Origin of the sequence: Rhodobacter sp. CZR27, from assembly GCF_002407205.1 — a bacterium.
Lineage (GTDB): Bacteria > Pseudomonadota > Alphaproteobacteria > Rhodobacterales > Rhodobacteraceae > Cereibacter_A.
The window spans coordinates 221,894-243,532 of record NZ_CP023549.1 but is presented as its reverse complement, the minus strand read 5'-3'; the positions used below and the strand labels follow the sequence as shown (position 1 = coordinate 243,532).

General features: G+C 68.9%; 21 protein-coding genes. 12 read left to right on the top strand and 9 right to left on the bottom strand.

The genetic code is table 11. The features are described from left to right. Positions 1 to 223: 223 nt before the first annotated feature. The 3 genes from CK951_RS17320 (at position 224) to CK951_RS17310 (ending at position 2,658) form a co-directional block, all read left to right on the top strand. Positions 224 to 574, top strand: coding sequence for a hypothetical protein (locus CK951_RS17320; RefSeq protein ID WP_096787485.1), 351 nt, complete (start codon positions 224 to 226; stop codon positions 572 to 574). Between the two features lie 111 nt (positions 575 to 685). Then, positions 686 to 1,345, top strand: a complete 660-nt coding sequence (locus CK951_RS17315) for a response regulator transcription factor (RefSeq protein ID WP_096787484.1) — start codon at positions 686 to 688, stop codon at positions 1,343 to 1,345. Beyond that, entirely contained in the window at positions 1,342 to 2,658 is a 1,317-nt protein-coding gene (locus CK951_RS17310) for a HAMP domain-containing sensor histidine kinase (protein WP_096787483.1), read from the top strand. Before CK951_RS17315 ends, CK951_RS17310 begins: the two co-directional genes overlap by 4 nt. On the opposite strand, the gene CK951_RS17305 is transcribed toward CK951_RS17310, so the two are convergent. Both CK951_RS17305 and CK951_RS17300 read right to left on the bottom strand, forming a co-directional pair. Further along, the gene (locus tag CK951_RS17305) at positions 2,640 to 3,020 is read right to left on the bottom strand and encodes a diacylglycerol kinase (RefSeq protein WP_096787482.1); all 381 of its coding nucleotides are present in this window, start codon (positions 3,018 to 3,020) and stop codon (positions 2,640 to 2,642) included. The genes CK951_RS17310 and CK951_RS17305 overlap by 19 nt on opposite strands. Positions 3,021 to 3,030: 10 nt before the next feature. Beyond that, entirely contained in the window at positions 3,031 to 4,692 is a 1,662-nt protein-coding gene (locus tag CK951_RS17300; RefSeq protein ID WP_096787481.1) for a phosphoethanolamine transferase, read from the bottom strand. A 251-nt stretch (positions 4,693 to 4,943) separates the two neighbouring features. Between CK951_RS17300 and CK951_RS17295 the strand changes: the two genes are divergently transcribed. Continuing rightward, a complete protein-coding gene (locus CK951_RS17295) occupies positions 4,944 to 5,444 on the top strand; it encodes a DUF4405 domain-containing protein (protein WP_096787480.1) in 501 nt (166 codons plus the stop codon). Between the two features lie 153 nt (positions 5,445 to 5,597). Here the strand turns inward: CK951_RS17295 and CK951_RS17290 are convergent, their stop codons facing one another. Next, positions 5,598 to 7,067, bottom strand: a complete 1,470-nt coding sequence (locus CK951_RS17290; protein ID WP_394341574.1) for a glucan biosynthesis protein — start codon at positions 7,065 to 7,067, stop codon at positions 5,598 to 5,600. A 525-nt stretch (positions 7,068 to 7,592) separates the two neighbouring features. Between CK951_RS17290 and rarD the strand changes: the two genes are divergently transcribed. Beyond that, positions 7,593 to 8,558, top strand: a complete 966-nt coding sequence (rarD, locus tag CK951_RS17285) for an EamA family transporter RarD (RefSeq protein WP_096787478.1) — start codon at positions 7,593 to 7,595, stop codon at positions 8,556 to 8,558. On the opposite strand, the gene CK951_RS17280 is transcribed toward rarD, so the two are convergent. Continuing rightward, the gene (locus tag CK951_RS17280; protein WP_096787477.1) at positions 8,494 to 8,931 is read right to left on the bottom strand and encodes an Rrf2 family transcriptional regulator; all 438 of its coding nucleotides are present in this window, start codon (positions 8,929 to 8,931) and stop codon (positions 8,494 to 8,496) included. The two genes, rarD and CK951_RS17280, sit on opposite strands and share 65 nt — an antisense overlap. 264 nt (positions 8,932 to 9,195) lie before the next feature. Here CK951_RS17280 and CK951_RS17275 point away from each other — a divergent pair, with 264 nt between their 5' ends. Continuing rightward, positions 9,196 to 10,641 carry a tryptophanase gene (locus CK951_RS17275; protein WP_096787476.1) on the top strand — a complete coding sequence of 482 codons (1,446 nt, stop codon included), beginning with the start codon at positions 9,196 to 9,198 and terminating at the stop codon, positions 10,639 to 10,641. Between the two features lies 1 nt (position 10,642). Here CK951_RS17275 and CK951_RS17270 read toward each other — a convergent pair whose 3' ends face one another. Both CK951_RS17270 and CK951_RS17265 read right to left on the bottom strand, forming a co-directional pair. Further along, on the bottom strand, positions 10,643 to 11,452 hold the full coding sequence (locus CK951_RS17270; RefSeq protein WP_096787475.1) for a GNAT family N-acetyltransferase: 810 nt from the start codon (positions 11,450 to 11,452) through the stop codon (positions 10,643 to 10,645). Continuing rightward, positions 11,449 to 12,144 carry a GntR family transcriptional regulator gene (locus CK951_RS17265; RefSeq protein WP_096787474.1) on the bottom strand — a complete coding sequence of 232 codons (696 nt, stop codon included), beginning with the start codon at positions 12,142 to 12,144 and terminating at the stop codon, positions 11,449 to 11,451. The genes CK951_RS17270 and CK951_RS17265 overlap by 4 nt, the downstream gene beginning before the upstream one ends. Before the next feature lie 227 nt (positions 12,145 to 12,371). Here CK951_RS17265 and CK951_RS17260 point away from each other — a divergent pair, with 227 nt between their 5' ends. The 6 genes from CK951_RS17260 to CK951_RS17235 all read left to right on the top strand — a co-directional run bounded on the left by CK951_RS17260 (position 12,372) and on the right by CK951_RS17235 (position 18,572). Continuing rightward, on the top strand, positions 12,372 to 13,349 hold the full coding sequence (locus CK951_RS17260) for an ABC transporter ATP-binding protein (protein WP_096787473.1): 978 nt from the start codon (positions 12,372 to 12,374) through the stop codon (positions 13,347 to 13,349). A 25-nt stretch (positions 13,350 to 13,374) separates the two neighbouring features. Further along, positions 13,375 to 14,640, top strand: a complete 1,266-nt coding sequence (locus CK951_RS17255) for a PotD/PotF family extracellular solute-binding protein (protein ID WP_096787472.1) — start codon at positions 13,375 to 13,377, stop codon at positions 14,638 to 14,640. Between the two features lie 95 nt (positions 14,641 to 14,735). Beyond that, complete coding sequence (locus CK951_RS17250; protein WP_096787471.1) at positions 14,736 to 15,599, top strand: ABC transporter permease; 864 nt, start codon at positions 14,736 to 14,738, stop codon at positions 15,597 to 15,599. Between the two features lies 1 nt (position 15,600). Next, on the top strand, positions 15,601 to 16,437 hold the full coding sequence (locus CK951_RS17245; RefSeq protein WP_096787470.1) for an ABC transporter permease: 837 nt from the start codon (positions 15,601 to 15,603) through the stop codon (positions 16,435 to 16,437). Beyond that, entirely contained in the window at positions 16,438 to 17,103 is a 666-nt protein-coding gene (locus CK951_RS17240; RefSeq protein WP_096787469.1) for an aspartate/glutamate racemase family protein, read from the top strand. It abuts the gene before it with no gap. A gap of 320 nt (positions 17,104 to 17,423) precedes the next feature. Further along, positions 17,424 to 18,572, top strand: coding sequence for a glycosyltransferase (locus tag CK951_RS17235; protein ID WP_096787468.1), 1,149 nt, complete (start codon positions 17,424 to 17,426; stop codon positions 18,570 to 18,572). A 21-nt stretch (positions 18,573 to 18,593) separates the two neighbouring features. Here CK951_RS17235 and CK951_RS17230 read toward each other — a convergent pair whose 3' ends face one another. The 3 genes from CK951_RS17230 to CK951_RS17225 form a co-directional block, all read right to left on the bottom strand. Continuing rightward, positions 18,594 to 20,372, bottom strand: a complete 1,779-nt coding sequence (locus CK951_RS17230; protein WP_096787467.1) for an SLC13 family permease — start codon at positions 20,370 to 20,372, stop codon at positions 18,594 to 18,596. A 68-nt stretch (positions 20,373 to 20,440) separates the two neighbouring features. Next, positions 20,441 to 20,812 carry a hypothetical protein gene (locus tag CK951_RS21185; RefSeq protein WP_157764638.1) on the bottom strand — a complete coding sequence of 124 codons (372 nt, stop codon included), beginning with the start codon at positions 20,810 to 20,812 and terminating at the stop codon, positions 20,441 to 20,443. Between the two features lie 86 nt (positions 20,813 to 20,898). Next, positions 20,899 to 21,582, bottom strand: coding sequence for a DUF2306 domain-containing protein (locus CK951_RS17225; RefSeq protein ID WP_198402500.1), 684 nt, complete (start codon positions 21,580 to 21,582; stop codon positions 20,899 to 20,901). Between the last annotated feature and the right edge of the window lie 57 nt (positions 21,583 to 21,639).

Below are 21,639 nucleotides of genomic sequence, written 5' to 3'. Positions count from 1 at the left end.
GCCGGAACCTGCCCCTCCTGTTGCGCAAGCACCCGCCCGGCGGGCGTTGCGCCGCGCGTCTGTCGCCGCCGCGCTTGCGCGGAGCGGTGGTGCGCCATCATCCCGCCTGCTGCATAGCGGGACTGCAGCCGCGCGCATGGACAGTGCTGCGCCGCAGCATTAGGTCCTTGCCGACACATGATCCGGCCGATCCGGCCGCCTCCCGTTCTGGACAGGTCCCGATATGAAAACGATTCTCTCCCTATCCCTCGCCGCGCTGACACTGGCCGCCGCCGCCTCGGCCGAAGAGGTCACGCTGACCGCGCCGCTGCAGGCGGGCAGCCTGCACACCGGCGCGCTCGACATGGCGGCCTATCGCACCGATCTGGCCGATGGCGGGATCGAGGTGACCGCGGCCTTCCGCGCCCGCTCGCCCTCGGCCGAGCCGCAGGTGGTGAAGATGCGGCTCGAGGATCGGGACTCCGTCCACTTCTCGCTGCCGTTCGAACAGCGCACCATCTACACCTTCGCCCGCACGGGCGGGACGGTGCGGATCTCGGCCGAGGCGCTGCCGATCACGCTGGCCTCGAAGTGAAAGCCGGCGCCCGGGCGCCCACGGGTCCCGGGCCGCGCGCCCCGCGCTTGACGCCTGCCCCCGCCGCACCGCATGGAAGATGCGGGCAGGGCAAGGGCCGGCGGAGATCCGATGCGCATCCTACTGGTAGAGGACGACGCGGGGCTGGGCGGGGCGATCCGCGACCAGCTTGCGGCCGAGGGCCATGCGGCCGATCTCGTGGCCTCGGTCGAGGATGCGCTTGCCTCGGTCGAGACGGCCAGCTTCGATCTCGTGCTGCTTGACCTGACCCTGCCCGACGGCAGCGGCATCGACTTCCTGCGCCGGCTCCGGGCGCGCGGGCTGGGGATGCCGGTGATCATCCTGACCGCGCGCGACCGCATTACCGAGCGGATCGAGGGCCTGAACGCCGGCGCCGACGACTACATGGTCAAGCCGTTCGACCTGTCCGAACTGTCGGCGCGCATCGGTGCCGTGGCTCGGCGCTATGCCGGCAACCCCAATCCGAGGCTGATGATCGGCCCGCTCGAGGTCGATGTCGCCGGGCGCAGCATCGAGGGACCCGATGGCCCGGTCGTCCTCAGCCATCGGGAATGGGCGATCCTGGACGCCCTGCTGCACCGGCCGAACTCGATCGTGTCCAAGGCGCAGCTCGAGGAGACGCTCTACAACTTCGATGCCGAGGTCGAGAGCAACACGATCGAGGTCTATGTCAGCCGGCTGCGCAAGAAGCTGGGCCGCGACCGGATCGAGACGCAGCGCGGGCTGGGCTACCGGCTGGTGCGGCGATGAGGCGGGCGCGCAGCCTGCGCCGCGACCTCGCGCTCAGCCTTTCGGCCGGCATCGTGCTGCTCTGGACGGCGGCGACGCTGCTGGCGATCCACTACATGCGCGAGGAACTGGACGAGCTGTTCGACAGTGCGCTGCAGGAGACGGCCGAGCGGCTGCTGCCGCTGGCGGTGGCCGGCGACCGTCTGGCCAGCGCGGTGGAGCCCGAGCCGGTCGCGCGCGCGGGTGATCACGAGGAAGGCCTGACCTTCGTCATCCGCGACGCCTCCGGCACCACGGTGCTCTGGTCGCAGGGGGCCTCGGCCGTTACCTTCGCGGACCCCTTGCCGCCGGGGTTCCGGACCGGACCGGACCACCGGATCTATTCGGCCCAGGATGCCAGCGGCCAGTGGACGATCGAGATTGCGGAGCCGCTGGAGAACCGCCGCGAGGCGGTGGAGGAGACGCTGATCGCCTTCGTGGTGCCGCTCCTGCTGATCCTGCCCATCACCCTTGCGCTGGTGGCCTGGCGCACCCGCGTGGGTCTGGCCCGGTTGCGCGACCTCTCGCGCGAGGTGCAGGGGCGGGACGAGACCGACCTGCGCCCGCTCGGCACAAGGTCGCTCCAGGTCGAGTTGCTGCCGATCCGGGACGCCGTGGATCGCCTGATGGCGCGCCTTGGCCGCGCCCTCGATGCCGAACGCAGCTTCACCGCCAATGCGGCGCACGAGTTGCGCACGCCCGTCGCAGCCGCCCTTGCCCAGACCCAGCGGCTGGTGGCCGAGGCGCCCGAGTCGCTTCGGCCCCGGGCCGAGGGGCTGGAGGCCGAACTTAAGCGTCTGGCGCGGCTTTCCGAAAAGCTGCTGCAGCTCTCCCGCGCCGAGGGGGCGGGGGTGCTGGCGCCCGAGGCGAGGGATCTTGCCCCCCTGCTCCACATGGTGGTCGAGGACTTCCGCCACGCACCCGAGGGGTGGCGGATCCGCCTCGAGGCAGGCCCGCTCGTCTCGCATCTCGATCCGGACGCCTTCGCGATCCTCGCGCGCAACCTGATCGAGAATGCTCTGGCCCATGGCGACGGGCCGGTGGAGGTGACGCTGGGTCCCGACGGCCTTGCCGTCACCAACGACTGCCGCCCGATCCCGGCCGGGATTCTGTCACGGCTGGCGACCCGGTTCGAGCGCGGCCGGACCCACGGCAAGGGGTCCGGGCTGGGCCTTGCCATCGCCAGCGGCATCGTGAACGGCGCGGGCTGGCAGCTGCGCCTTGCCTCGCCCGTTCCGGGGCGCGACGGGGGATTTCAGGCGCGGGCCGTTCCGCCTCAGGACAGCACGGCATAGCCGAGGAAGACCAGGTTCGCCGCGATCAGGCAGAGCACGGCCAGCGAGCCCAGGTCCTTGGCATCCCGCGCGAATTCGGCCCAGCCGGGCGACAGATGATCGACGATCACCTCGATCGCGGTGTTCAGCGCCTCGACCGCGACGAGCATCAGGAAGAGGAGCACGGCCACGACGATCTCGCCCGGCCCGGCGCGGGTGCCGAGCAGCAGGGCCAGCCCGGCAGCCCCGGCGAGACCCTCGTGGCGGAAAGCGGTTTCGTGCGACAGCCGGCGCAGCCCGCCGAACGAGTGGCTGGCCGCCGCCAGCAGATGCGCGGGGCCGTCGACCCGGCCCGGCCGGGGAATGTCGATGCGATCGGTCATGGCAACTCCTTCAGGCGGCCGGGTGGTGGCAGGCCGAGACGCGGTCGAGACCGGCATCGCGGACGCGGGTGTCGACGTCCATCAGGCCCAGCAGGGTATGGAACAGGTTGTCATGGCTCGCCGGCGCCTCGGCCGCGGCGCGCAGGCAGGCTTCGTCCAGCTGCATGGTGCGGCGGAACGCGTCTGACAGCCACATCGCCATGGGAACCCGCGTCTGGGTGTCCGGCGCCATGAACCACGGCGCGCCGTGCAGGTAGAGCCCGTTCTCGCCCAGCGACTCGCCATGGTCCGAGACATAGACGAGCGCTGGGATCACCCGCTGCTGCGCGGCAAGCATGTCGATCATTCCCGCAAGCACATGGTCGGTGAAGGCCACGGTGTTGTCATAGGCGTTGCGGATCTCCTCGTCGGTGCAATCCGAGAATTCGGCGCTGTGGCAGGCGGGCTGGAACCGCTCGAAGGCGCGCGGGTAGCGTAGGTGATAGGCCGGGCCGTGGCTGCCGATCTGGTGAAGCACCAGCACCGTGTCGCGGTCGATGCCGGCGATCTTCCGCTTCAGCAGGTCGAGAAAGACCGCATCGGTGCATTCCCCCTCGCCGCAGGCGGCCGGATCGGCGGGGACCCTCGCCGAGGTCACCCGTGCCGCGATGTCCTTGTCGCCGGTGTTGTTGTCGTGCCACTCGACGGCCACGCCGGCATGGGACAGCACGTCGAGCAGGTTCTCGGTGGCAAGGCCCTTTTCCTGGCTGTAGTCGCGGCGCGGCAGGACCGAGAACATGCAGGGCATGGAAACCGCCGTGGCGGTGCCGCAGCTTTCGACCTGCGGGAAGTTCACGACGCCCCGGGCGCGCAACTCCGGCGTGGTGTCCCGCGCATAGCCGTTCAGGCCCCAGTTCTGCGCGCGCACGGTTTCACCCACCACGAGGACCGTCAGGACCGGCTTCTCGGCTGCGGCGAGGCGCGCACCCTTGTGCGCGTCGAGGCCAAGGGGCGCCGCCGTGACCTCGCGCGTGCGCAGCACGAGCCTGGCATAGCGCACTGCCGCGCCCAGCGGCGCGGCCGGCTGCCAGGCGGCGACCAGTTCCTTCCGTTCGCGAAGAACGGCCGAGAAGTCCTTGAAGTTGATGGCAAGCAGCCCCGCTCCCAATGCAACGCACAGGACCGGGGCCGCGACCCACCGCGACAGGGCCTGCCAGCGCGGCAGGCGGCGGACCGGCATGCGCCACACCAGCGCCGCCGGCAGCAGTCCGAACAGCAGCAGGTGCAGAAGGAAGCCACGGGTGACGAGGTGGCGCCCCTCGGTGACGGTGGTCGTCATCGCGTTCTGGATCATGTCGCGGTCGATCGTGATGCCGAGCCGGTCGGTGAACCACGAGGCCGTGGCCGCGATCAGCAGCAGCGCCACCAGCACCGGCTTTCGCAGCGGCCCCGCGGCCAGAAGCGTCGTGAGGCCCAGCGTCAGGGCGAAGACCGCCGCCCCGAACAGCGCGAGCCGGGGGCTTGCACCGAAGATCTCGAGGCCCCGCAGCCAGAAGGTCGTGTTATCGGCCGCCAGCATGAAGCCCACGACGGCGAGGCTCACCTGAAAGGCGGATGCGCTTCGCCATAGGCCGGGCGCGACGGAGGGTTGCGCCGGGGCGCTTCCGGGGGTGCAGATCGGGGGGAAGGACATTCGGAACGGTTCCTGTGCTCGATCCGCGCCTTGTCGGGCCTCTACCTGACGCCGGGCTGAACCGGGCGCGACCGGCCCGAGCCGGAGCGATTGTCCGGGTCTGCGCGGCGGGATGTCGCAGAGGACCCTGCGGGGGCGGACGGCCGACGGAAGCCGCGGCGCGGGGCGTAGGACAGCATGAACCGCCGCCGGCCGGACGGGTGCGACCGGCGGCCGATCCGCCCCTTCGGGGGCCCTGTCAGGAGCCAGTCATGCCCAGCATTCTGGGGCGCTACGCCACCCCCTTCATCACCGGCCTTTTCATCGTCTCGCTGATCTCCGGGATCGCGCTGTTCTTCCACATCGGCCCCAGCGGCTTCCACGGCATGCACGAATGGCTGAGCATGGTGCTCATCGTGCCCTTCGCGCTACACCTCTGGAAGAACTGGCGCTCGTTCCTGAACTACTTCAGGCGCCTGCCCATGGGGATCGCCCTCGGCGCCTCGATGCTGGTGGCCCTGCCGTTCCTCATGCCAATGGGCACGGGCGAGGCCGGCGGCCCGCCGCCCTTCGCCTTCACGCGCGCGATCCTTGCAAATCCCGCCCAGGATGTCGCGCCCATGCTCGGCATGACCTCCGATGAACTCTGCGCGCGTCTTGGCGCGGCGGGGATCGTCGTGGCCGATCCGGCCCGCCCGGTCAGCGAGGCCATCGCCGCCTCGGGCAAGCCCGAGATGCAGGCCATCGCCGCGCTGGTGCGGCCCGCCGGCTGATGCAGGAAGGCAAGCCCGGCCGCTTCCCGCGTCAGGCGGGCCTGTCGCCTGCGCACCGAACGCAAGACGGCGCCGGGAGTGTCCCGGCGCCGCCCCGCATCGAAAGGTCTGCCGCCCCGGTCCTGTCGGCACGGGCGGCGTCACGCCCGCGGCTCAGCGCAGGCGGTTGATCTGGCCCAGGTGGAATTGACCCAGCCAGGTCTCGGTCAGCGGCGCGCCGTTCCGCGCGAGGTAGGCCCGCAGGTCCACCGTGTCGGTCCCGGCCGGCGCCTTCAGGTCGAAGGTCAGCCGCCATTGGTCGGTGCCGACGACGCGCACGGCGAAGGGATTGACGACCTCGACCCCCGCCGGCGCCGAGACCTCGGGCTTGACGCCGTCCTGGGTGGCCAGCCCCTCAAGCGGCTTGCCCTCGAAGTCCACCACCACCTTGATCACGTCCTTCGGCCGCGGCTGGCCCGGCACGCCGCCATTGCCCACCCGGGTGGCTACGGTGCGGGCCAACTCCAGATCCACCGGCGGCACGTCGGACCAGTGCAGGCGGTAGTCGAAGCGCATTTCCTCGCCGGCCTGCGGGCGCTTCTCGGGGTTCCAGAAGGTCACGATGTTGTCGAAGATCTCGTCTTCCGTCGGGATCTCGACCAATTGGACCGCGCCCGGACCCCAGGCCGAGGTCGGCTCGATCCAGACCGCCGGGCGCTTGTCGTAGAACACGCCGTCGTCGAGGTAGTTGTTGAAGTCGCGGTCGCGCTGAACGAGGCCGAAGCCCTTGATGTCGCGGTCGAAGTAGCTGGAGGTCACGACCCGGTCCGGGTTGTTGAGCGGCCGCCAGATATGCTCGCCCGCGCCGGTGTGGATCATCAGGCCGTCGGTGTCATGCACCTCGGGCCGCCAGTCCGAGGACTGGAAGCGGTTGCTTTCCGAATACCAGAACATCGAGGTCAGCGGCGCGATGCCCAGCCGCTCGACCGGCGCGCGGAAGTAGAGCCGGCTCGAGATGTCCATCACCTGCCCCTTGCCGGTCTCGTCGCGCATCACCATCCGGTAGGCGCCGGTCATGCTGGGACCGTCGAGCAGGGCGTTGACGATGGTGCGGCCGTCCGGCGCGGTCTCGAGGTAGAACTCGGTGAAGCGGGGGAATTCCTCGGGGATCGAGAGCCCGGTGTTCAGCGCGACGCCGCGCGCCGACAGGCCGAACTGGCGCAGCGCGCCATCGCTGCGGAAGTAGGCCGCGCCAAGGAACGAGATCCAGTCGCTCTTCATGTCCGGCCGCATGAGGCGGAAGCCGGCGAAGCCCGCATTGGCGCCAAGCGCGCGGGCCGGGCTGTCGGTCGGCATGTCGAAATAGGACGGGCTGTAGACCACCTCGCGCGCCGAGGCGCCCTCGACGACGAAGACCTTCACCGGCTGGCGGAAATAGGTGCCGAGGTGGAAGAACTGCGCCGGGGTGTCGCCCAGCATCACGGTCGCCTCGGGGCGGAAGCGGATGCGCCAGTGCGCGTCGTAGTCGATCTTCTCCAGCACCTCGGGCTGGGCGACCGGCGCGGGCACATGCGGCCGCCGGGCCAGCGCCGCGGCGCGCGCGGCCAGCAGATCGAAGCTGAACTCGGTCGGGGCAGCGAGCATGGGTCCGGCCACCGCAGCCGGTGTGGCGGCTGGCTGGTCGGCGGCGGCAGGCAACGCCATCGCAAGGGCGGTCAGGAGGCTGAGGGCAGTCAGTCGGATAGGCGGCAAGGACAAGGTGGGCTCCATGGGTTCCCGAAAGCGGGCGCTTCGACCGACCGCATGTGAGCGAATCGCTCCCATTTCAAGGCAAAGTTGAAGCTCGGCCGCGGCTTGCGCGGGGCTGCGCCTAAAGAGCGCAGTCGGTCCGGCAAGACACTGCATTCTCGTCCCAACCGGGGGTTGATCCGGGCAGCCGCGATCCGGCCCGCGCCGCCGGCGTTCTGGCAGCACGGCCGGCCAGCTGCGACCGACTGACTCCCATCCGCCGCGGGTGCCTGCCGTCGCCGCTCCTGCGGGCGGGGCGGCGTCCGCTGCCGCGCCGGACAGGCCGCATCCATCACCGTTCGCGATGCCCGCCCGCACAAGATCGGATTGGCCCCCGTCCCGCGCCTCCTGTAAAGCTTTGCATTCCCGTAGGAGCCCCGGATGAGCGACGCGACCCTTCCCCGCAACGAGGACAGCCTGCGCGGCATGGGCTTTGCGTTGTCGGCCTATCTGCTGTGGGGTGTCCTGCCGATCTACATGAAGGCGCTGGCTCATGTGCCCCCCCATGAGGTCGTTGCCCATCGGGTGATCTGGTCGGTGCCGGTGGCGCTTGGGGTGCTGGTGGCGCTCGGCCGGACGTCGGAGCTGCGGGTTGCGCTGCAGTCGCCGCGGCTTCTGCTCATGGCCTCGGTCACCGCCGCGCTGATCTCGGTGAACTGGGGGATCTACGTCTGGGCCATCGGGGCAGGGCAGACGCTGGACACCGCGCTCGGCTATTACATCAACCCGCTGTTCAGCGTGTTCCTCGGCGCGGTGCTGCTGGGGGAACGGCTTGGCCGGCTGCAACTGGCCGCCATCGCGCTCGCCGTCGCGGCTGTCGTGGTGCTGACGGTCGAGGCCGGGCGCCTGCCCTTCGTGGCGATCAGCCTGACCTTCACCTGGGGCGGATACGCCTACCTCAAGAAGTCGCTGCCCCTCGGCCCCAACCAGGGGTTCCTGCTCGAGGTGCTGATCCTGCTGCTGCCCGCGCTGGCCATCGCGATCTGGCTGGAGGTGCAGGGCACCGGGCATTTCCTGGGCGGAAGCCTGTCGGATCGCGCGCTGCTGCTGGGCACCGGGATCATCACCGCGACGCCGCTGATGCTCTATGCCAATGGCGCGAAGCTCCTGCGTCTCTCGACCATCGGCTTCCTGCAGTATGTCTCGCCGACCCTGATCTTCCTGACCGCGGTCTTCGTCTTCAACGAGCCCTTCGGCCGGGCCGAGGCCATCGCCTTCCCGATGATCTGGGCGGCACTTGCGATCTACACCGTGGGGCTGATCCGCGGCGCCCGGGGCCAGGTCAGGCCACCGCAGGCTCCTCGAGGCCGAACTGCTCCGGAGACATCATCACATCCGCGATCGTGAACTCGTCGAGCGTGGCGAGGAACGACCGCACCGCCTTGTCGATGATCGGCGGCAGGCGGCAGGGGCGGGCGATGCAGCAGGCATTGCCCTGCTGGAAGCACTCGACCAGCGCGAAATCGGTTTCGGTGGCGCGGAGCACCTCGCCCAGCCGGATCTGGTTCGCGGGCCGCGCGAGCCGGAAGCCGCCGGTGCGCCCGCGTGTCCCCTGCAGGAAGCCCGCGTGGATCAGGTTCATCACCACCTTCTTCAGGTGCCCCTGCGAGATGCCATAGACCGACGCGGTCTCGCCGATGGTGACGAGCCGTCCGTCCTCGATGCTGGCCGCATAGAGCAGGACACGCAGGGCGTAATCACTGAACTTCGTCAATCGCATGGCGCACTCCGGGGAACCTTGGTTGTCCCTTTTGCAATGGGAGCGTGAAATGTCATTGATCGCAATCAAAAAGCGGAATGCTTCAGCAATCGGGCGCAAGTGCCGCAGGGGCAATGCGGATCGGGAAGCGGCGGCGTCCGGTCCGGCGGCATCCGGGGATTTTCAGCGTGATCTTGTGACGCAGCAGAGCCGTGTTGATCAGCGGCCCGCCGCGGCGCTCAATCCCGTGGTGTACTGGTTGGGGGCTGCGGCCCGGGGGGAAAGATGACGGTGAAGTTTTTCGGCGGTGAATCAGTGCCGCTCGAGATGCACAAGGTCCGCGTGGTGCAGAAGCTGAACCTGCAGCCGATCGAGGACCGCCTTCAGGCGATCGCCGGCGCGGGGAACAACACCTTCCTGCTGCAAAACCGCGACGTGTTCATGGACATGCTGACCGACAGCGGCGTGAACGCGATGAGCGACCGGCAGATGGCCGCGATGATGGTCGCCGACGACAGCTATGCCGGGTCCGCCACCTACGAGCGGTTCGAGGCGAAGCTGCGCGACCTGTTCGGCATGCACTGGATCCTGCCGACCCACCAGGGCCGGGCCTGCGAGAACATCCTGAGCCAGGTGCTGGTGAAGCCGGGCACCATCGTCCCGATGAACTATCACTTCACCACCACCAAGGCCCATATCGTCCTCAATGGCGGCGCGGTCGAGGAAATCTGCTACGACCGCGGTCTCGAGGTGACGAGCAGCCATCCCTTCAAGGGCGACATGGACATCGCCAAGCTCGAGGGCCTCGTGACGACGCATGGCCCCGACAAGATCGCCTTCGTGCGCATGGAGGCGGGCACCAACCTGATCGGCGGCCAGCCGATCTCGCTCGCGAACCTCGCCGAGATCCGCGAGGTCTGCGACGCGAACGGGCTGACCCTCGTCCTGGACGCGAGCCTGCTGGCCGACAACCTCTGGTTCAACAAGACCCGCGAGGAATGCTGCCGCGACCTCTCGATCCCCGAGATCACCCGCAAGATCGCCGACCTCTGCGACGTGATCTACTTCTCGGCGCGCAAGCTCGGCTGCGCGCGCGGCGGCGCGATCTGCATCCGCGACGAAGAGCTTTACCGGAAAATGCGTGTTCTGGTTCCGCTTTACGAGGGGTTCCTCACCTACGGTGGCATGTCCGTTCGCGAGATCGAGGCGCTGACCGTGGGCCTCGACGAGACGATGGACGAGGACATGATCAGCCAGGGCCCGCTGTTCATCGCCTTCATGGTCGAGGAGCTGGTGAAGCGCGGCGTGCCGGTCATCACGCCCCCGGGCGGCCTCGGCTGCCACATCGACGTGATGCGCTTCCTGCCGCACGTCCCGCAGTCCGAGTATCCGGCCGGAGCGCTCGCCTCGGCCCTCTTCATCGCCAGCGGCATCCGCGGGATGGAGCGCGGCTCGCTCTCCGAGCAGCGCAACCCGGACGGCACCGAGGTCTATTCCAACATGGAGCTGCTGCGCCTCGCCATGCCGCGGCGGGTGTTCACGCTGAGCCAGGTGAAATACGCCATCGACCGGATCGACTGGCTCTACCAGAACCGCGACCTGATCGGCGGCCTGAAGTTCGTCGAGGAGCCCGAGATCCTGCGCTTCTTCTACGGCCGGCTCGACCCGGTGGGCGACTGGCAGCAGAAGCTTGCCGCCAAGTTCCGCGCGGACTTCGGCGACAGCCTGTAAGTCAGCCGAGTTCCAGCGTGCCCGTCGCCTGCAGCGTCGGGCCCGCCTGCGGCGCCGGTCCGCGGTACATCCGGGCGGTGCGGAAGGTTTCGGCGAAGCCTTCCGCCTGCAGCGCGCCGATCAAGGCCGGGTTGGCGTCGGGAACGTCCACGATGGCCTCGTCAGCCCCGACCGAGGCCACCGCGCCGCGGATGAGCAGCAAGGCCGCGGCGGTATCGGCCGCCACCACGGGGCCGATCTTGCATCCCTTGCGGCAGAGCCTTGCGGTGGCGAAGCCGGTGCCGTCCTCCAGCATTACCGTCCGTCGCGTGGCGGTGGGCAGGAGCCACTCGGCCAGGAAGGCCGGCCTGCCGTAGCCATTCGCGGCCTCATCGAGCGCGATCAACTGCTCCATCTGCTCCGGTCTTGCCTCGGGCAGGGCGGCGCCTGCCAGCCGGCCCTCCATCCGCAGCGTCGCCCCGGCAAGGCGGAAGCCGGATCGCGCATAGTTCGCCTGCTGTGCGGCCACGCCGTCGAGGCCTACGGTGCGATCCCCTGCGTGCCGCAGCGCCTCGGTCCAGAGCTTCAGGCCGATCCCGCGGCCGCGGAAGTCGGGCCGGCAGATGTAGAGGCCGAGGAAGGCCATCGACGGGTCGTGGTTCACCACCGAGATCGCCGCCACGGGCGCACGATCCTCCTCCCAAAGGAAGAAGCCCCCGGGGTCGGCGGCGTGGAACGGCACCGCGTCGTCGAGGCCGGGGTTCCAGCCTTCCTCCGCCGCCCAGTCGAGGGTGGTTTCGACGTCGGCAAGGGTCATGCAGCGGATGGTCATGCGCGGGCCAGAGCCTCCTTCAGCGAGCGCGCCGGCGGCGCGGGATTGCGCAGGTCGAGCGAGGAGACGAGATCGAGCAGGTGGCCCTTCATCATCTCCTCGGCGGCCGTGCCGTCGCCCTCGGCCAGCGCGCGCAGCAGGGCGTGGTGGGCGTGGCTTTCGCACAGCGCCGCCCGCCGCTGCCAGTAGAGCGCGATGATCAGCGACGAGCGCGCGACCAGCTGCGTGATGAACTCGCGGATCGTGTCCTGATCGGCGATCCGGGCGATCTCGACGTGAAAGAGGCCGGAAAGGCGCAGGGCGCGCCCCGGATCGCCCGCGTCCAGCGCGGCATGTTCCTCGTCGATATGGCGCTGCAGGCGCGCGACATCCGCCGGCGTCATGCGCTCGGCGGCCGAGCGGGCGGTGCGCGGCTCGAGCAGGGCGCGCGCCTCGAAGACCTCGCGCGCCTCGCGCATCGAGGGCTGGGCGACGAAGGCGCCACGGTTGCGCTTCAGGGTCACCAGCCGGTCATGTGCCAGCCGCTGCAGCGCCGCCCGCACGAGGGTTCGGCTGACGCCGAAGATCTCGCCCACCTCGTCCTCGGACAGCTTGGTGCCGGGCTGGATGCGATGCTCGTGGATCGCCAGCGCCAGCCGGTCGGCGACCATCGCGCTGCTTTCGGGAAGGGGATGTGCGCTGTCGCTGCCCATGCTGTCCTCGGCTCTTGCTCGATTCCTTGCCCTGTCGCCGCCGCAGGGCAAGCGTCCTGCACCCGCGGACAAAATTGTATACGATCCTGCATCGGATCGCGTTCCTGCTCGCATACGATTGCACAATTTTCGGGCAGAGAAAGAATTCGGGGCCGTCCCGGCCGCGGCAGGATTGCACAACCCCACCCTGCCGCGTCAGCCTTGGGCATGACAGCGGCGGGGGTGCAATGCGGACCGGACACGACCTTGAACTCGTCCACGTGACGAAGCGTTACGGCGGTTCGGCCGTGGCGGTGGCCGATGTCAGCCATCTCTTCCATGGCGGAACCTATGTCTGCCTGCTGGGGCCGTCGGGCTGCGGCAAATCCTCGACCCTGAGGATGATCGCGGGGCACGAAAGCGTGACCGAGGGCTCGATCCTGCTTTCGGGCAAGGACGTGACGTCCCTGCCTCCCGCGCGGCGCGGCACGGCGATGATGTTCCAGAGCTATGCGCTCTTCCCGCATCTGTCGGTGACCGACAACGTGGCCTTCAGTCTCAAGATGAAAGGGATGGCCGCGAAGGAGCGGCGCGCGAAGGCGGCGGAGATGCTGGAACTCGTCCACATGGACAGCTACGCCGACCGATTGCCGAGCCAGCTGTCCGGCGGCCAGCAGCAGCGCGTCGCGCTGGCGCGGGCGCTGATCACCGGGCCGCAGGTGCTCTTGCTGGACGAGCCGCTGTCGGCGCTCGATCCGTTCCTGCGCATCCGGATGCGCGGGGAGTTGAAGCGCCTGCAGCGCGAACTCGGCATATCGTTCATCCACGTCACCCACGGGCAGGACGAGGCGCTGGCGCTGGCCGACGAGGTCGTGGTGATGAACAACGCGAGGATCGAGCAGGCCGGCCCCGCGCGCCATGTCTTCAACGCGCCGCAGACCGAATTCGTCGCCCGCTTCATGGGTGGGCACAACGTGCTTTCGCTGCCGGGCGGGCGGTTCGCCATCCGCTGCGACGAGATCCGGCTCGACCCCGCAGGGCAGGAGGCGGTGGTCCAGGCGGTGGAGTATCAGGGCGCGCATGTCGCGCTGACCGTGCGGGCGGCGGGGGATCAGGAGATCGTCGCGCTGATCCCCGAGGCGATCTTCTTCGAACGACCGAGAAACCCGGGCGAGGCGGTTCGCCTTGCCTGGGACGAAGGGCGGCTGCACCGCCTTCACGCTTGACCCAAGTCCAACAGAGGGATTTTCCATGAAGAAGAACCACTACAGCCGGCGCACGCTGCTCAAGGGCGCCGCCGCAGCGGGCATCGCCTCGGCCTTTCCGGCGCCGATGATCTGGGCGCAGGACATCAAGGACATCACCCTGCGCCAGTTCGGCACGGGCGTGTCGAACCTCAACGAGGTCGCGCAGAAGGTGAAGGAGGATCTGGGCTTCACGCTCCAGATGACCGCGCTCGACAGCGACGCCGTGACCCAGCGCGCGGCGACCCAACCCGACAGCTTCGACATTGCCGACATCGAATACTGGATCTGCAAGAAGGTCTGGCCGACCGGCAACCTGCAGGCGATGGATACCTCGAAGATCAAGAACTACGACAAGATCGTGGGGATCTTCCGCTCGGGCAAGCTGACGCCGGAATCGACGATCGCGCAGGGCACCGCGCCGCACACCGTTGGCTTCACCTCGGGCCCCGGCGGCACCGACTTCGTGGCCGAGGAATCGGGCTGGATGACGCTGATCCCGACGATCTACAATGCCGACACCCTGGGCATCCGCCCCGACCTGATCGGCCGCCCGATCGAAAGCTGGACCGAGCTTCTGAACCCCGAGTTCAAGGGCAAGGCCTCGATCCTCGACATCTCCTCGATCGGCATCATGGACGCCGCGATGGTCTGCGAGGCGATGGGCGAGATCAAGTACGGCGACAAGGGCAACATGACCCGGGAAGAGATCGACAAGACCATGGCGATCTTCACCGAGGCGAAGAAGTCGGGCCAGTTCCGCGCCTTCTGGAAGACCTTCGACGAGAGCGTGAACCTGATGGCCTCGGGCGAGGTCGTCATCCAGTCGATGTGGTCGCCCGCCATCACCGCGGTCAAATCGCGCGGCATCCCGTGCGTCTACCAGCCGCTGAAGGAAGGCTACCGCTCGTGGGGCGGCGGCATCGGCCTGTCGAAGAACCTTGAGGGCGTGGCGCTGGAAGCGGCCTACGAATACATCAACTGGTATCTCTCTGGCTGGGTCGGCGGCTTCCTGATGCGCCAGGGCTACTACTCGGCCGTGCCGGAGACCTCGAAGGAGTTCATGTCGGCCGACGAATGGGGCTACTGGTTCGAGGGCAAGGAAGCCCAGGGCGACATCACCAACCCGTTCGGCGAGAAGCTGGCGGGCGCGGGCGACAAGCGCGACGGCGGCTCGTTCTACGACCGCATGGGTGCCGTCGCCTGCTGGAACTCGGTCATGGACGAGAACCAGTACATGGTCCGCAAGTGGAACGAATTCATCGCGGCCTGACGTGACCCCGGGCGGCCCTCTCGGCCGCCCCTTGCGCCCGCTCCGGCGCAAGCCCCTTCCCGCCGGGGAGGGGCTTCAATCCCTGCGGAGGACCGATGGACCGGCTTCTGAAATCGCCGAACGTGACGGGGTGGCTTCTGGCCTCGCCGCTGGCCCTGGTGCTGGCGGCCTTCCTCGTCCTGCCGATCGTGATGATCGTGATCGTGAGCTTCTGGACCGCGACGGAGTTCTCGATCGTCCCGGCCTTCTCCTTCGAGAACTACGACTTCCTGCTCGGCTCGCCCGTCACCTACAGCGTGTTCCTGAACACCTTCAAATACGCGGCGATCACCTGGGCGGTGACGCTGGTGCTGGGTTTTACCGTGGCCTACTTCCTGGCCTTCCACGTCCGCAGCCAGGCCTGGCAGACCGCGCTGTTCCTGCTTTGCACCATTCCGTTCTGGACCTCGAACATCATCCGGATGATCTCGTGGATCCCGTTCCTCGGGCGGAACGGCATCGCCAATTCCACCCTCATCTCGTGGGGGGTGATCGACCAGCCGCTGGAGTGGCTGCTGTTTTCCGATTTCTCGGTGATCCTCGCCTTCGTGCACCTCTACACGCTCTTCATGGTGGTGCCGATCTTCAACACCATGATGCGGATCGACCGCAGCCTGCTGGAGGCCGCGAGCGACGCGGGCGCAAGCGGCTTCCAGACCCTCTGGAACGTGATCCTGCCGCTGACGAAGCCCGGCATCATGATCGGCTCGATCTTCGTCATCACGCTGGTGATGGGCGACTTCATCACGGTGCGCTTCATGTCGGGCTCGCAGGCGGCGAACGTCGGGCGGCTGATCTCGAACGACATCGCGCTGCTGCAATATCCCTCGGCCGCGGCAACGGCGGTGGTTCTGCTGATCACCGTCCTCATCACCATCAGCGCGCTCCTGCGCCTCGTCGACATCCGGAAGGAGCTCTGAGATGGAGCCGCGCCCGCGTTCCTTCTACATCCTTGCCGCGATCTTCGGCCTGTTCCTGCTGTTCCTTTACGGCCCGACCATCACCATCGCGATCCTCAGCTTTCAGGGGCCGACGGGGGGCCTGACCTTTCCGATGCGGGGCGTCTCGCTGCACTGGTTCCGCGATCTCTTCCAGCAGCAGGCGGTGGGCGACATCTGGGGCGCCTTCGGGCGGTCCACTGCGCTCGGCCTGATGGTGATGGTGACGACGGTGGTCGTCTCGGTGATGGGCGGCCTTGCGTTCCGCAAGAAGTTCGCAGGCTCGGGCGTGCTTTTCCAGCTGGTGGTGGCGAGCCTCGTGATCCCGTCGATCCTCGTCTCGCTGGGGGTGGGGCTGATCTTCTCGCAGGCCGGGCTGCCGGTGCACTGGGCGAGTTCCGGCTTCGGTGCGCAGCTGACCTGGACGCTGCCCTTCGGCCTGCTGATCATGTTCGCGGTGTTCAACCGCTTCAACCCGGCCTACGAGGAGGCCGCCCGCGACCAGGGCGCCACCGCCTGGCAGACGATCCGCCATGTCGTGCTGCCGATCATCGCGCCCTCGCTGATCGGCGTCGCGCTGTTCGGCTTCACGCTGAGCTATGACGAGTTCGCGCGGACGCTGTTGACAGCCGGCAGCCACAACACGCTGCCGCTCGAGATCTACGGCATGACGACCAACGTCACGACGCCGGTGATCTTCGCGCTTGGCACCCTGACCACCGCCTTCTCGCTGGTGGTGATCGCGGTGTTCCTTGTCACCGTCTGGGTCCTCGGCCGGCGCCGCGCCCGGGCGGGGTCGGATGCGGGCAGGGGTGTCTGAATGCGCCTGCTCTACATCAACCCGAACTCGACCGTCTCCATGACCGAGGCCGTGGTCGAGGTGGCCCGCGCGAGCGCACCGGGGCTGGACGTGCTCGGCTGGACGAACCACGACGGGCCGCCCGCGATCCAGGGCCCCGAGGACGGAGCGGCGGCGGTGGCCGGCATCCTGAAGCTGCTGCCGAGGGCCCGGGCCGAGGCCGTGGAGTGCATCGTGCTTGCCTGTTTCGACGATACTGGTCTGGCCGAGGTCCGCGCGGCCGCCCATTGCCCGGTGATCGGCATCGGGCAGGCGGCCTTTCACCTTGCGGCGCTGCTGGGGCATCGGTTCTCGGTCGTGACCACGCTGCCGGTCTCGGTCCCGGTGATCGAGGAGAACGTGGCGACCTATGGCTTTGCCGGCCACTGCGCGCGCGTTCGGGCCTCGGGTCTGGCCGTGCTCGAGGTCGAGGCCGCCGCACCGGCCACGCTGGCCCGTCTGGCCGGCGAACTGGCCGCCGCCGAGGCTGAGGACGGGGTGACGGCCGCGGTTCTCGGCTGCGCCGGCATGGCCGCGCTTGCGCCCCGGCTGTCACAGGGGTCGGGCCTGATGCTGGTGGACGGGGTGGCCGCGGCCGCGCACTTGGCGCCCGGGCTGGTGGGGGCCGCACGCGCGATGCGGGGGTGACGCGACCAGAGAGATCGGCGCCCGCCGTGCCGGGGCGGGCGACCTGCCGCCCGAGCGCGCCCCCACGTCAGGCGCCGTGGCTGCGAGGCGATGGCTGGGCGGAGAACAGGCAACCGCCTATGGTGTGGCCCTGAGGCCGCGTGTCTGGGCCTGCACCACTTCACGGCATGGCGAGCCGCGAGTTTTTGCTTGCATCGCAAGCGCCGATTGGCAGAGTTGTTCCCATTTTGACGCGCGCGCCGGGATCCTGCCGCAGGGGACGATCCTGACCCGACCACCTTTGAACAGCGCCTCCGAGGCGCAGGCAGGGAATTTCTTTGATGTCGTCTCGAAGCACGCTGATTGTCTCGACCTACAACATGGACGCCCGACCCTGGAGCGGATCGATCTGGGAATGGTGCAATGTCGTCTCGCAGATCGAATCCGCCACCGTGGTTGCCCCGTTTGACCGGCTCTATCGCCCCGGCGCCGGCCCGCGGAAGCTGTCGCTGGGAACCCGGGCCGAGCTGAAGATGCGCGCCCTTCGCGGGCAATACGTTCCGCGGATGGAGCCTGCGACGCTGGAGCAGGATTACGACCTCACGCTCTACACCTGCCAGTTCGTCTACGAGATCGAGGAACTCGACCAGATTCGCCGCTGGCGGGAACGCTCGGGGGTCGCCGCGATCTACCTGATGGAAAGCTGGTCCTCGACCTTCGAGGCCAACAAGGACAGGCTGAGACTGCTCGACCGGTTCGATCATGTCTTCGTGCTGAACGGCTCCAGCCGCGAGCAGCTGGCCCGCTATACCAGCGCTCCGATCACGCAGCTTTCCTCGGCGACGGACACGCTGCTGACCGCGCCGGTGCCGCGCCAGCCGCCGCGCGGCGTCGATGTCTGCTGCCTCGGTCGCCGCGACGAGGAGGTGCACCGCCGGCTGCTCGAGCTTCTGGACCCGCGCGGCCTGCTTTACATCTACGATGTCTGGAAGGCGCAGGAGGTGCGGGACGGCGGATGGGCGTCGGTGCGTCGCTTCAATGCCGACCTGATCCGGCGCAGCCGCTATTACCTTGCGTGGGATCCGGGCGATCCCTCGGCCGTCCGCGAACTGGCAGGCGGCGACCGGGTGCTGTCCACGCGCTATTTCGAAGGTGCTGCCGGTGGTGCGGTGGTGCTCGGATCGGCACCGGACTGCCCGGAGTATCACTCGGCCTTCGACTGGCCCGATGCGCTCATCCCGCTCGATCGCGACATCGGCGACATCATCGCCGAGCTGGATGCCGACCCGGCCCGGGTGGAGCGGATCCGGCGGGCCAACGTCACCAATTCGCTGCGCAGGCACGACTGGGCGCACCGCTGGAAGCGCGTGCTGGACACGCTGGGCCTGCCCGCGACGCCGGCGCATGAGCAGCGCCTGCAGCGCCTTGCCGCGCTCGCCGCGCAGGTGGAGCGTCCGGCCGCGCCCTTCGATCTCGTGGGCGAGGCCTGAGGGGCGTCCGGCCGCCCCGGGTCAGAGACCGTAGACGAGCGGAATGACGATCGCCGCCGCGATCCCCATCAGGACGTTCAGCGGCACGCCGATCTTCAGGAAGTCGCCGAAGGTGTAGCCGCCGGGACCGTAGACCAGCAGGTTGCACTGGTAGCCGATGGGGGTGGCGAAGCCGAACGAGGCCCCCATCATCACCGCGACCAGAAGCGGTCGCGGATCGATCCCCAGACGTTGCGCCAGCTCGATGGCGAGCGGCGTCACCACCACCGCGACGGCGTTGTTCGACAGAAGCTCGGTCAGGAACGAGGTCAGCGCGAAGACGCAGAAGATCAGCAGCCACGGCGCCATGCCGGCAAGCCAGGGCTCGGCCCAGCCCACGATCAGTTCCACCGCACCGGAGTGGTCCAGCCCGGCCCCCACGGCGATCATGCCGAACAGCATCGCCATCAGGCGGCCGTCGATCGACGAGAAGGCTTCCTCCGAATCGATGCAGCGGGTGACAAGCACGATTGCCACGCCGATGAAGGCAAGGATCTCGATCGGCGCCACGTCGAAGGACGACAGGAGGATGATGGCCGTCAGGACCGCTGCCGCGATGGGCGCGCGCTTGCGGCGGAAGGGCCGCTCCTGCGGGTGCGACAGGTCGGTCAGGTCCATGTCCTGCGCCAGCCGGCCGATGTCCTCGGCCGAGCCCTCAAGCAGCAGCGTGTCGCCCACCGCCACCACCACGTCGTCCATCTGCCGGCCGAGGTTCCTGTTCCGCCGGTGCACGGCCAGCGGATAGACGCCATACCGCCGCCGCAGCCGCAGCTCGCCCAGCGAGCGGCCGATCATGCGGCAGCCCGGCGTGATCAGCACCTCGACGGTCTGGGTCTGGACGGAGGCGAGCCGGTCCACCAGATGCAGATCCCTCGCCCCTTGCAGGTTCAGAATCTCGCCCATCGGCGAGCGCAGCACCACGCGGTCGCCGACCTGAAGCTCCACTCCCTGCAGCGCACGGCGCAGCGAGGCATCGCCGCGCAGCACGTCGATCACCTGGACGTCGCTGCGCCGGAAGATGTCGACCTGGTCGAGCGGCTTGCCGATCAGGGGCGACCCCTCGGGCACGGCCACCTCGGTGAAGAACTTCATCTTCCGGCGGCCGGTCAGCATGCCGGCCATCGAGCTGCGCTCGGGCAGGAGCCTGTTGCCGAGGAACCCGAGGTAGAGCATCCCGACGATGGCAAGCGGCAGCCCGACCGGCGTGATCTCGAAGATCCCGAAGGGATCCAGTCCGGCGGACCGCGCCACGCCGTCCACCACCAGGTTCGTCGAGGTGCCGATCAGCGTCACCGTGCCGCCCATGATCGACAGATAGCTGAGGGGGATCAGGAGCTTCGAGGGCGCTGTCCGCATCTCTGCCGCAAGCTGGATGAAGACCGGCAGGAAGACCACCACGACGGGCGTGTTGTTCACCACGGCCGAAAGCGCCACGATGCCCACGCCGAGGACGGCCACCGTCGTCCTGGGGCGCAGGCCGACGTGGGCGGTCGCGATGCGGGTTACCCAGTCGAGCGCGCCGGTGCGCACAAGGGAGCCCACGATGACGAACATCGCGGCAATCGTCCAGGGCGCGGCGTTCGACAGCACGTCCAGCACCTCGTCCTGCGGCAGCAGTCCGAGCAGCACCATCACGGTCGCTCCGACGATGGCCGTGACCTCGACCGGAAGGGTCTCGAGCACGAAGAGGACGAGCATCCCCAGCACGACCGCGATGGCGGCCCAGGGAGCGATGGCGGGATCGAGGTGAAGCGAGAGCATGAAAGCCTCAGGGTCGGGCAGGGACGGCAGCGGGTGCGGACCCGCGACAGGGGTTCGGCAGGAAGGGCTCAGCCCGCGCCGGGCGGCGCGCGGGCGGCGCCCGGAGGAGGTCCGTCAACCGCTCTACTGTGCGCCTGCCGGACCTGCGGTGCCGGTGCAGGCTGCGACGCGGCCGATGCCTTGCGGGCCGGGCGACTCGTCACCGCCCGGTGTGCAGCCGTCACGTCCGGCAGCAGGGCGTCCGTCCTTTGCGCGGCCGGGTCGGTCGGCAGCTCGGCCAGGAGGAGAGGGCCCGACACGCCGCGCCACGCCGCCGTGGCAGCAAGGGCCGGGGTCCGCGCCATGGGTGCGGCCAGCATCATCGCGATCAGCACAAGCTGCGCAAGACCGGGCAGGAGCCCGCCGAAGGTGGTGCCGGAAGGGGCTCGTCCCTGTCGCATCCGGGACAAATCCCCGTTCCCGACGTGCAACGCAACAGGAATCTGCGTCGAATGACCGGGTTGCGCCCACGGCGGCCGGGGTGTCGCTAGCTCGTCGCCCGGGCAGCCCGCCCGCGCAGCCGGAGCAGGGCCGGAAGGCGCAGGGCCAGTTCCAGCACCATCAGGTAGGGCAGGTAGAAGGCAAAGACCTGGATCCGGTCGAAGGTCCCGCCAAAGTCGTCCTGCGTGCCCGCTCCGCCGGTGAAGGCATGCCAGAGACCGTAGTGCATGCGGTAGATCCACGAACCGAGGGCCAGGATCACGAGCCGCGCCGCCCAGGCCCGATGCGCCGGGTGGCGCCGGCGGGCGAGCAGGACCGTCTGGGTCGCGGCCCCGATCAGGAGGAGCCCGTAGAGCCCGAAACCCGCGCTCATCCACGCCCCCCCGATGGTGCCGTGCGCGGCGATGTAGACAAGCCCCCCGATGCCGGTGGCCAGCGCCAGCCCTGCCACCGTGTAGCCCAAGACATGGTGCAGGCGCGGCAGCCGACGACGGACCGGCCCCAGCAGCTGCAGCGGCGCCAGCAGGGTCAGCAGGCCGCCGACCACCATGTGGCCATAGATCGCCAGCGTCGACAGGGGGGCCTCGGCGCGATACAGGCGCGAGGCTGCGATCTCGTCGGGATCCGCCAGCCGCAGGCCACGGCCGACCGCGTGCTCGACGAACCACCAGACCGAGAGCACCAGAAGCCCGATCAGACAAACCCCAAGAAACGATGTCACGCGGCGCACGGGACCCTCCGACCTCACGCCGCAGGAGATAGCGGCCGGGAACCCCGCGGCCAGTCC

What these genes read in the sequence shown, in the direction of transcription:
- CK951_RS17240 (WP_096787469.1), top strand. Translation starts at nt 16,438, where the DNA reads ATGCGCCTGCTCTACATCAACCCGAACTCGACCGTCTCCATGACCGAG.
- CK951_RS17300 (WP_096787481.1), bottom strand. Translation starts at nt 4,692, where the DNA reads ATGTCCTTCCCCCCGATCTGCACCCCCGGAAGCGCCCCGGCGCAACCC.
- CK951_RS17305 (WP_096787482.1), bottom strand. Translation starts at nt 3,020, where the DNA reads ATGACCGATCGCATCGACATTCCCCGGCCGGGCCGGGTCGACGGCCCC.
- CK951_RS17255 (WP_096787472.1), top strand. Translation starts at nt 13,375, where the DNA reads ATGAAGAAGAACCACTACAGCCGGCGCACGCTGCTCAAGGGCGCCGCC.
- CK951_RS17290 (WP_394341574.1), bottom strand. Translation starts at nt 7,067, where the DNA reads ATGCTCGCTGCCCCGACCGAGTTCAGCTTCGATCTGCTGGCCGCGCGC.
- CK951_RS17320 (WP_096787485.1), top strand. Translation starts at nt 224, where the DNA reads ATGAAAACGATTCTCTCCCTATCCCTCGCCGCGCTGACACTGGCCGCC.
- rarD (WP_096787478.1), top strand. Translation starts at nt 7,593, where the DNA reads ATGAGCGACGCGACCCTTCCCCGCAACGAGGACAGCCTGCGCGGCATG.
- CK951_RS21185 (WP_157764638.1), bottom strand. Translation starts at nt 20,812, where the DNA reads ATGCGACAGGGACGAGCCCCTTCCGGCACCACCTTCGGCGGGCTCCTG.
- CK951_RS17310 (WP_096787483.1), top strand. Translation starts at nt 1,342, where the DNA reads ATGAGGCGGGCGCGCAGCCTGCGCCGCGACCTCGCGCTCAGCCTTTCG.
- CK951_RS17275 (WP_096787476.1), top strand. Translation starts at nt 9,196, where the DNA reads ATGACGGTGAAGTTTTTCGGCGGTGAATCAGTGCCGCTCGAGATGCAC.
- CK951_RS17265 (WP_096787474.1), bottom strand. Translation starts at nt 12,144, where the DNA reads ATGGGCAGCGACAGCGCACATCCCCTTCCCGAAAGCAGCGCGATGGTC.
- CK951_RS17270 (WP_096787475.1), bottom strand. Translation starts at nt 11,452, where the DNA reads ATGACCATCCGCTGCATGACCCTTGCCGACGTCGAAACCACCCTCGAC.
- CK951_RS17295 (WP_096787480.1), top strand. Translation starts at nt 4,944, where the DNA reads ATGCCCAGCATTCTGGGGCGCTACGCCACCCCCTTCATCACCGGCCTT.
- CK951_RS17260 (WP_096787473.1), top strand. Translation starts at nt 12,372, where the DNA reads ATGCGGACCGGACACGACCTTGAACTCGTCCACGTGACGAAGCGTTAC.
- CK951_RS17245 (WP_096787470.1), top strand. Translation starts at nt 15,601, where the DNA reads ATGGAGCCGCGCCCGCGTTCCTTCTACATCCTTGCCGCGATCTTCGGC.
- CK951_RS17280 (WP_096787477.1), bottom strand. Translation starts at nt 8,931, where the DNA reads ATGCGATTGACGAAGTTCAGTGATTACGCCCTGCGTGTCCTGCTCTAT.
- CK951_RS17230 (WP_096787467.1), bottom strand. Translation starts at nt 20,372, where the DNA reads ATGCTCTCGCTTCACCTCGATCCCGCCATCGCTCCCTGGGCCGCCATC.
- CK951_RS17250 (WP_096787471.1), top strand. Translation starts at nt 14,736, where the DNA reads ATGGACCGGCTTCTGAAATCGCCGAACGTGACGGGGTGGCTTCTGGCC.
- CK951_RS17235 (WP_096787468.1), top strand. Translation starts at nt 17,424, where the DNA reads ATGTCGTCTCGAAGCACGCTGATTGTCTCGACCTACAACATGGACGCC.
- CK951_RS17315 (WP_096787484.1), top strand. Translation starts at nt 686, where the DNA reads ATGCGCATCCTACTGGTAGAGGACGACGCGGGGCTGGGCGGGGCGATC.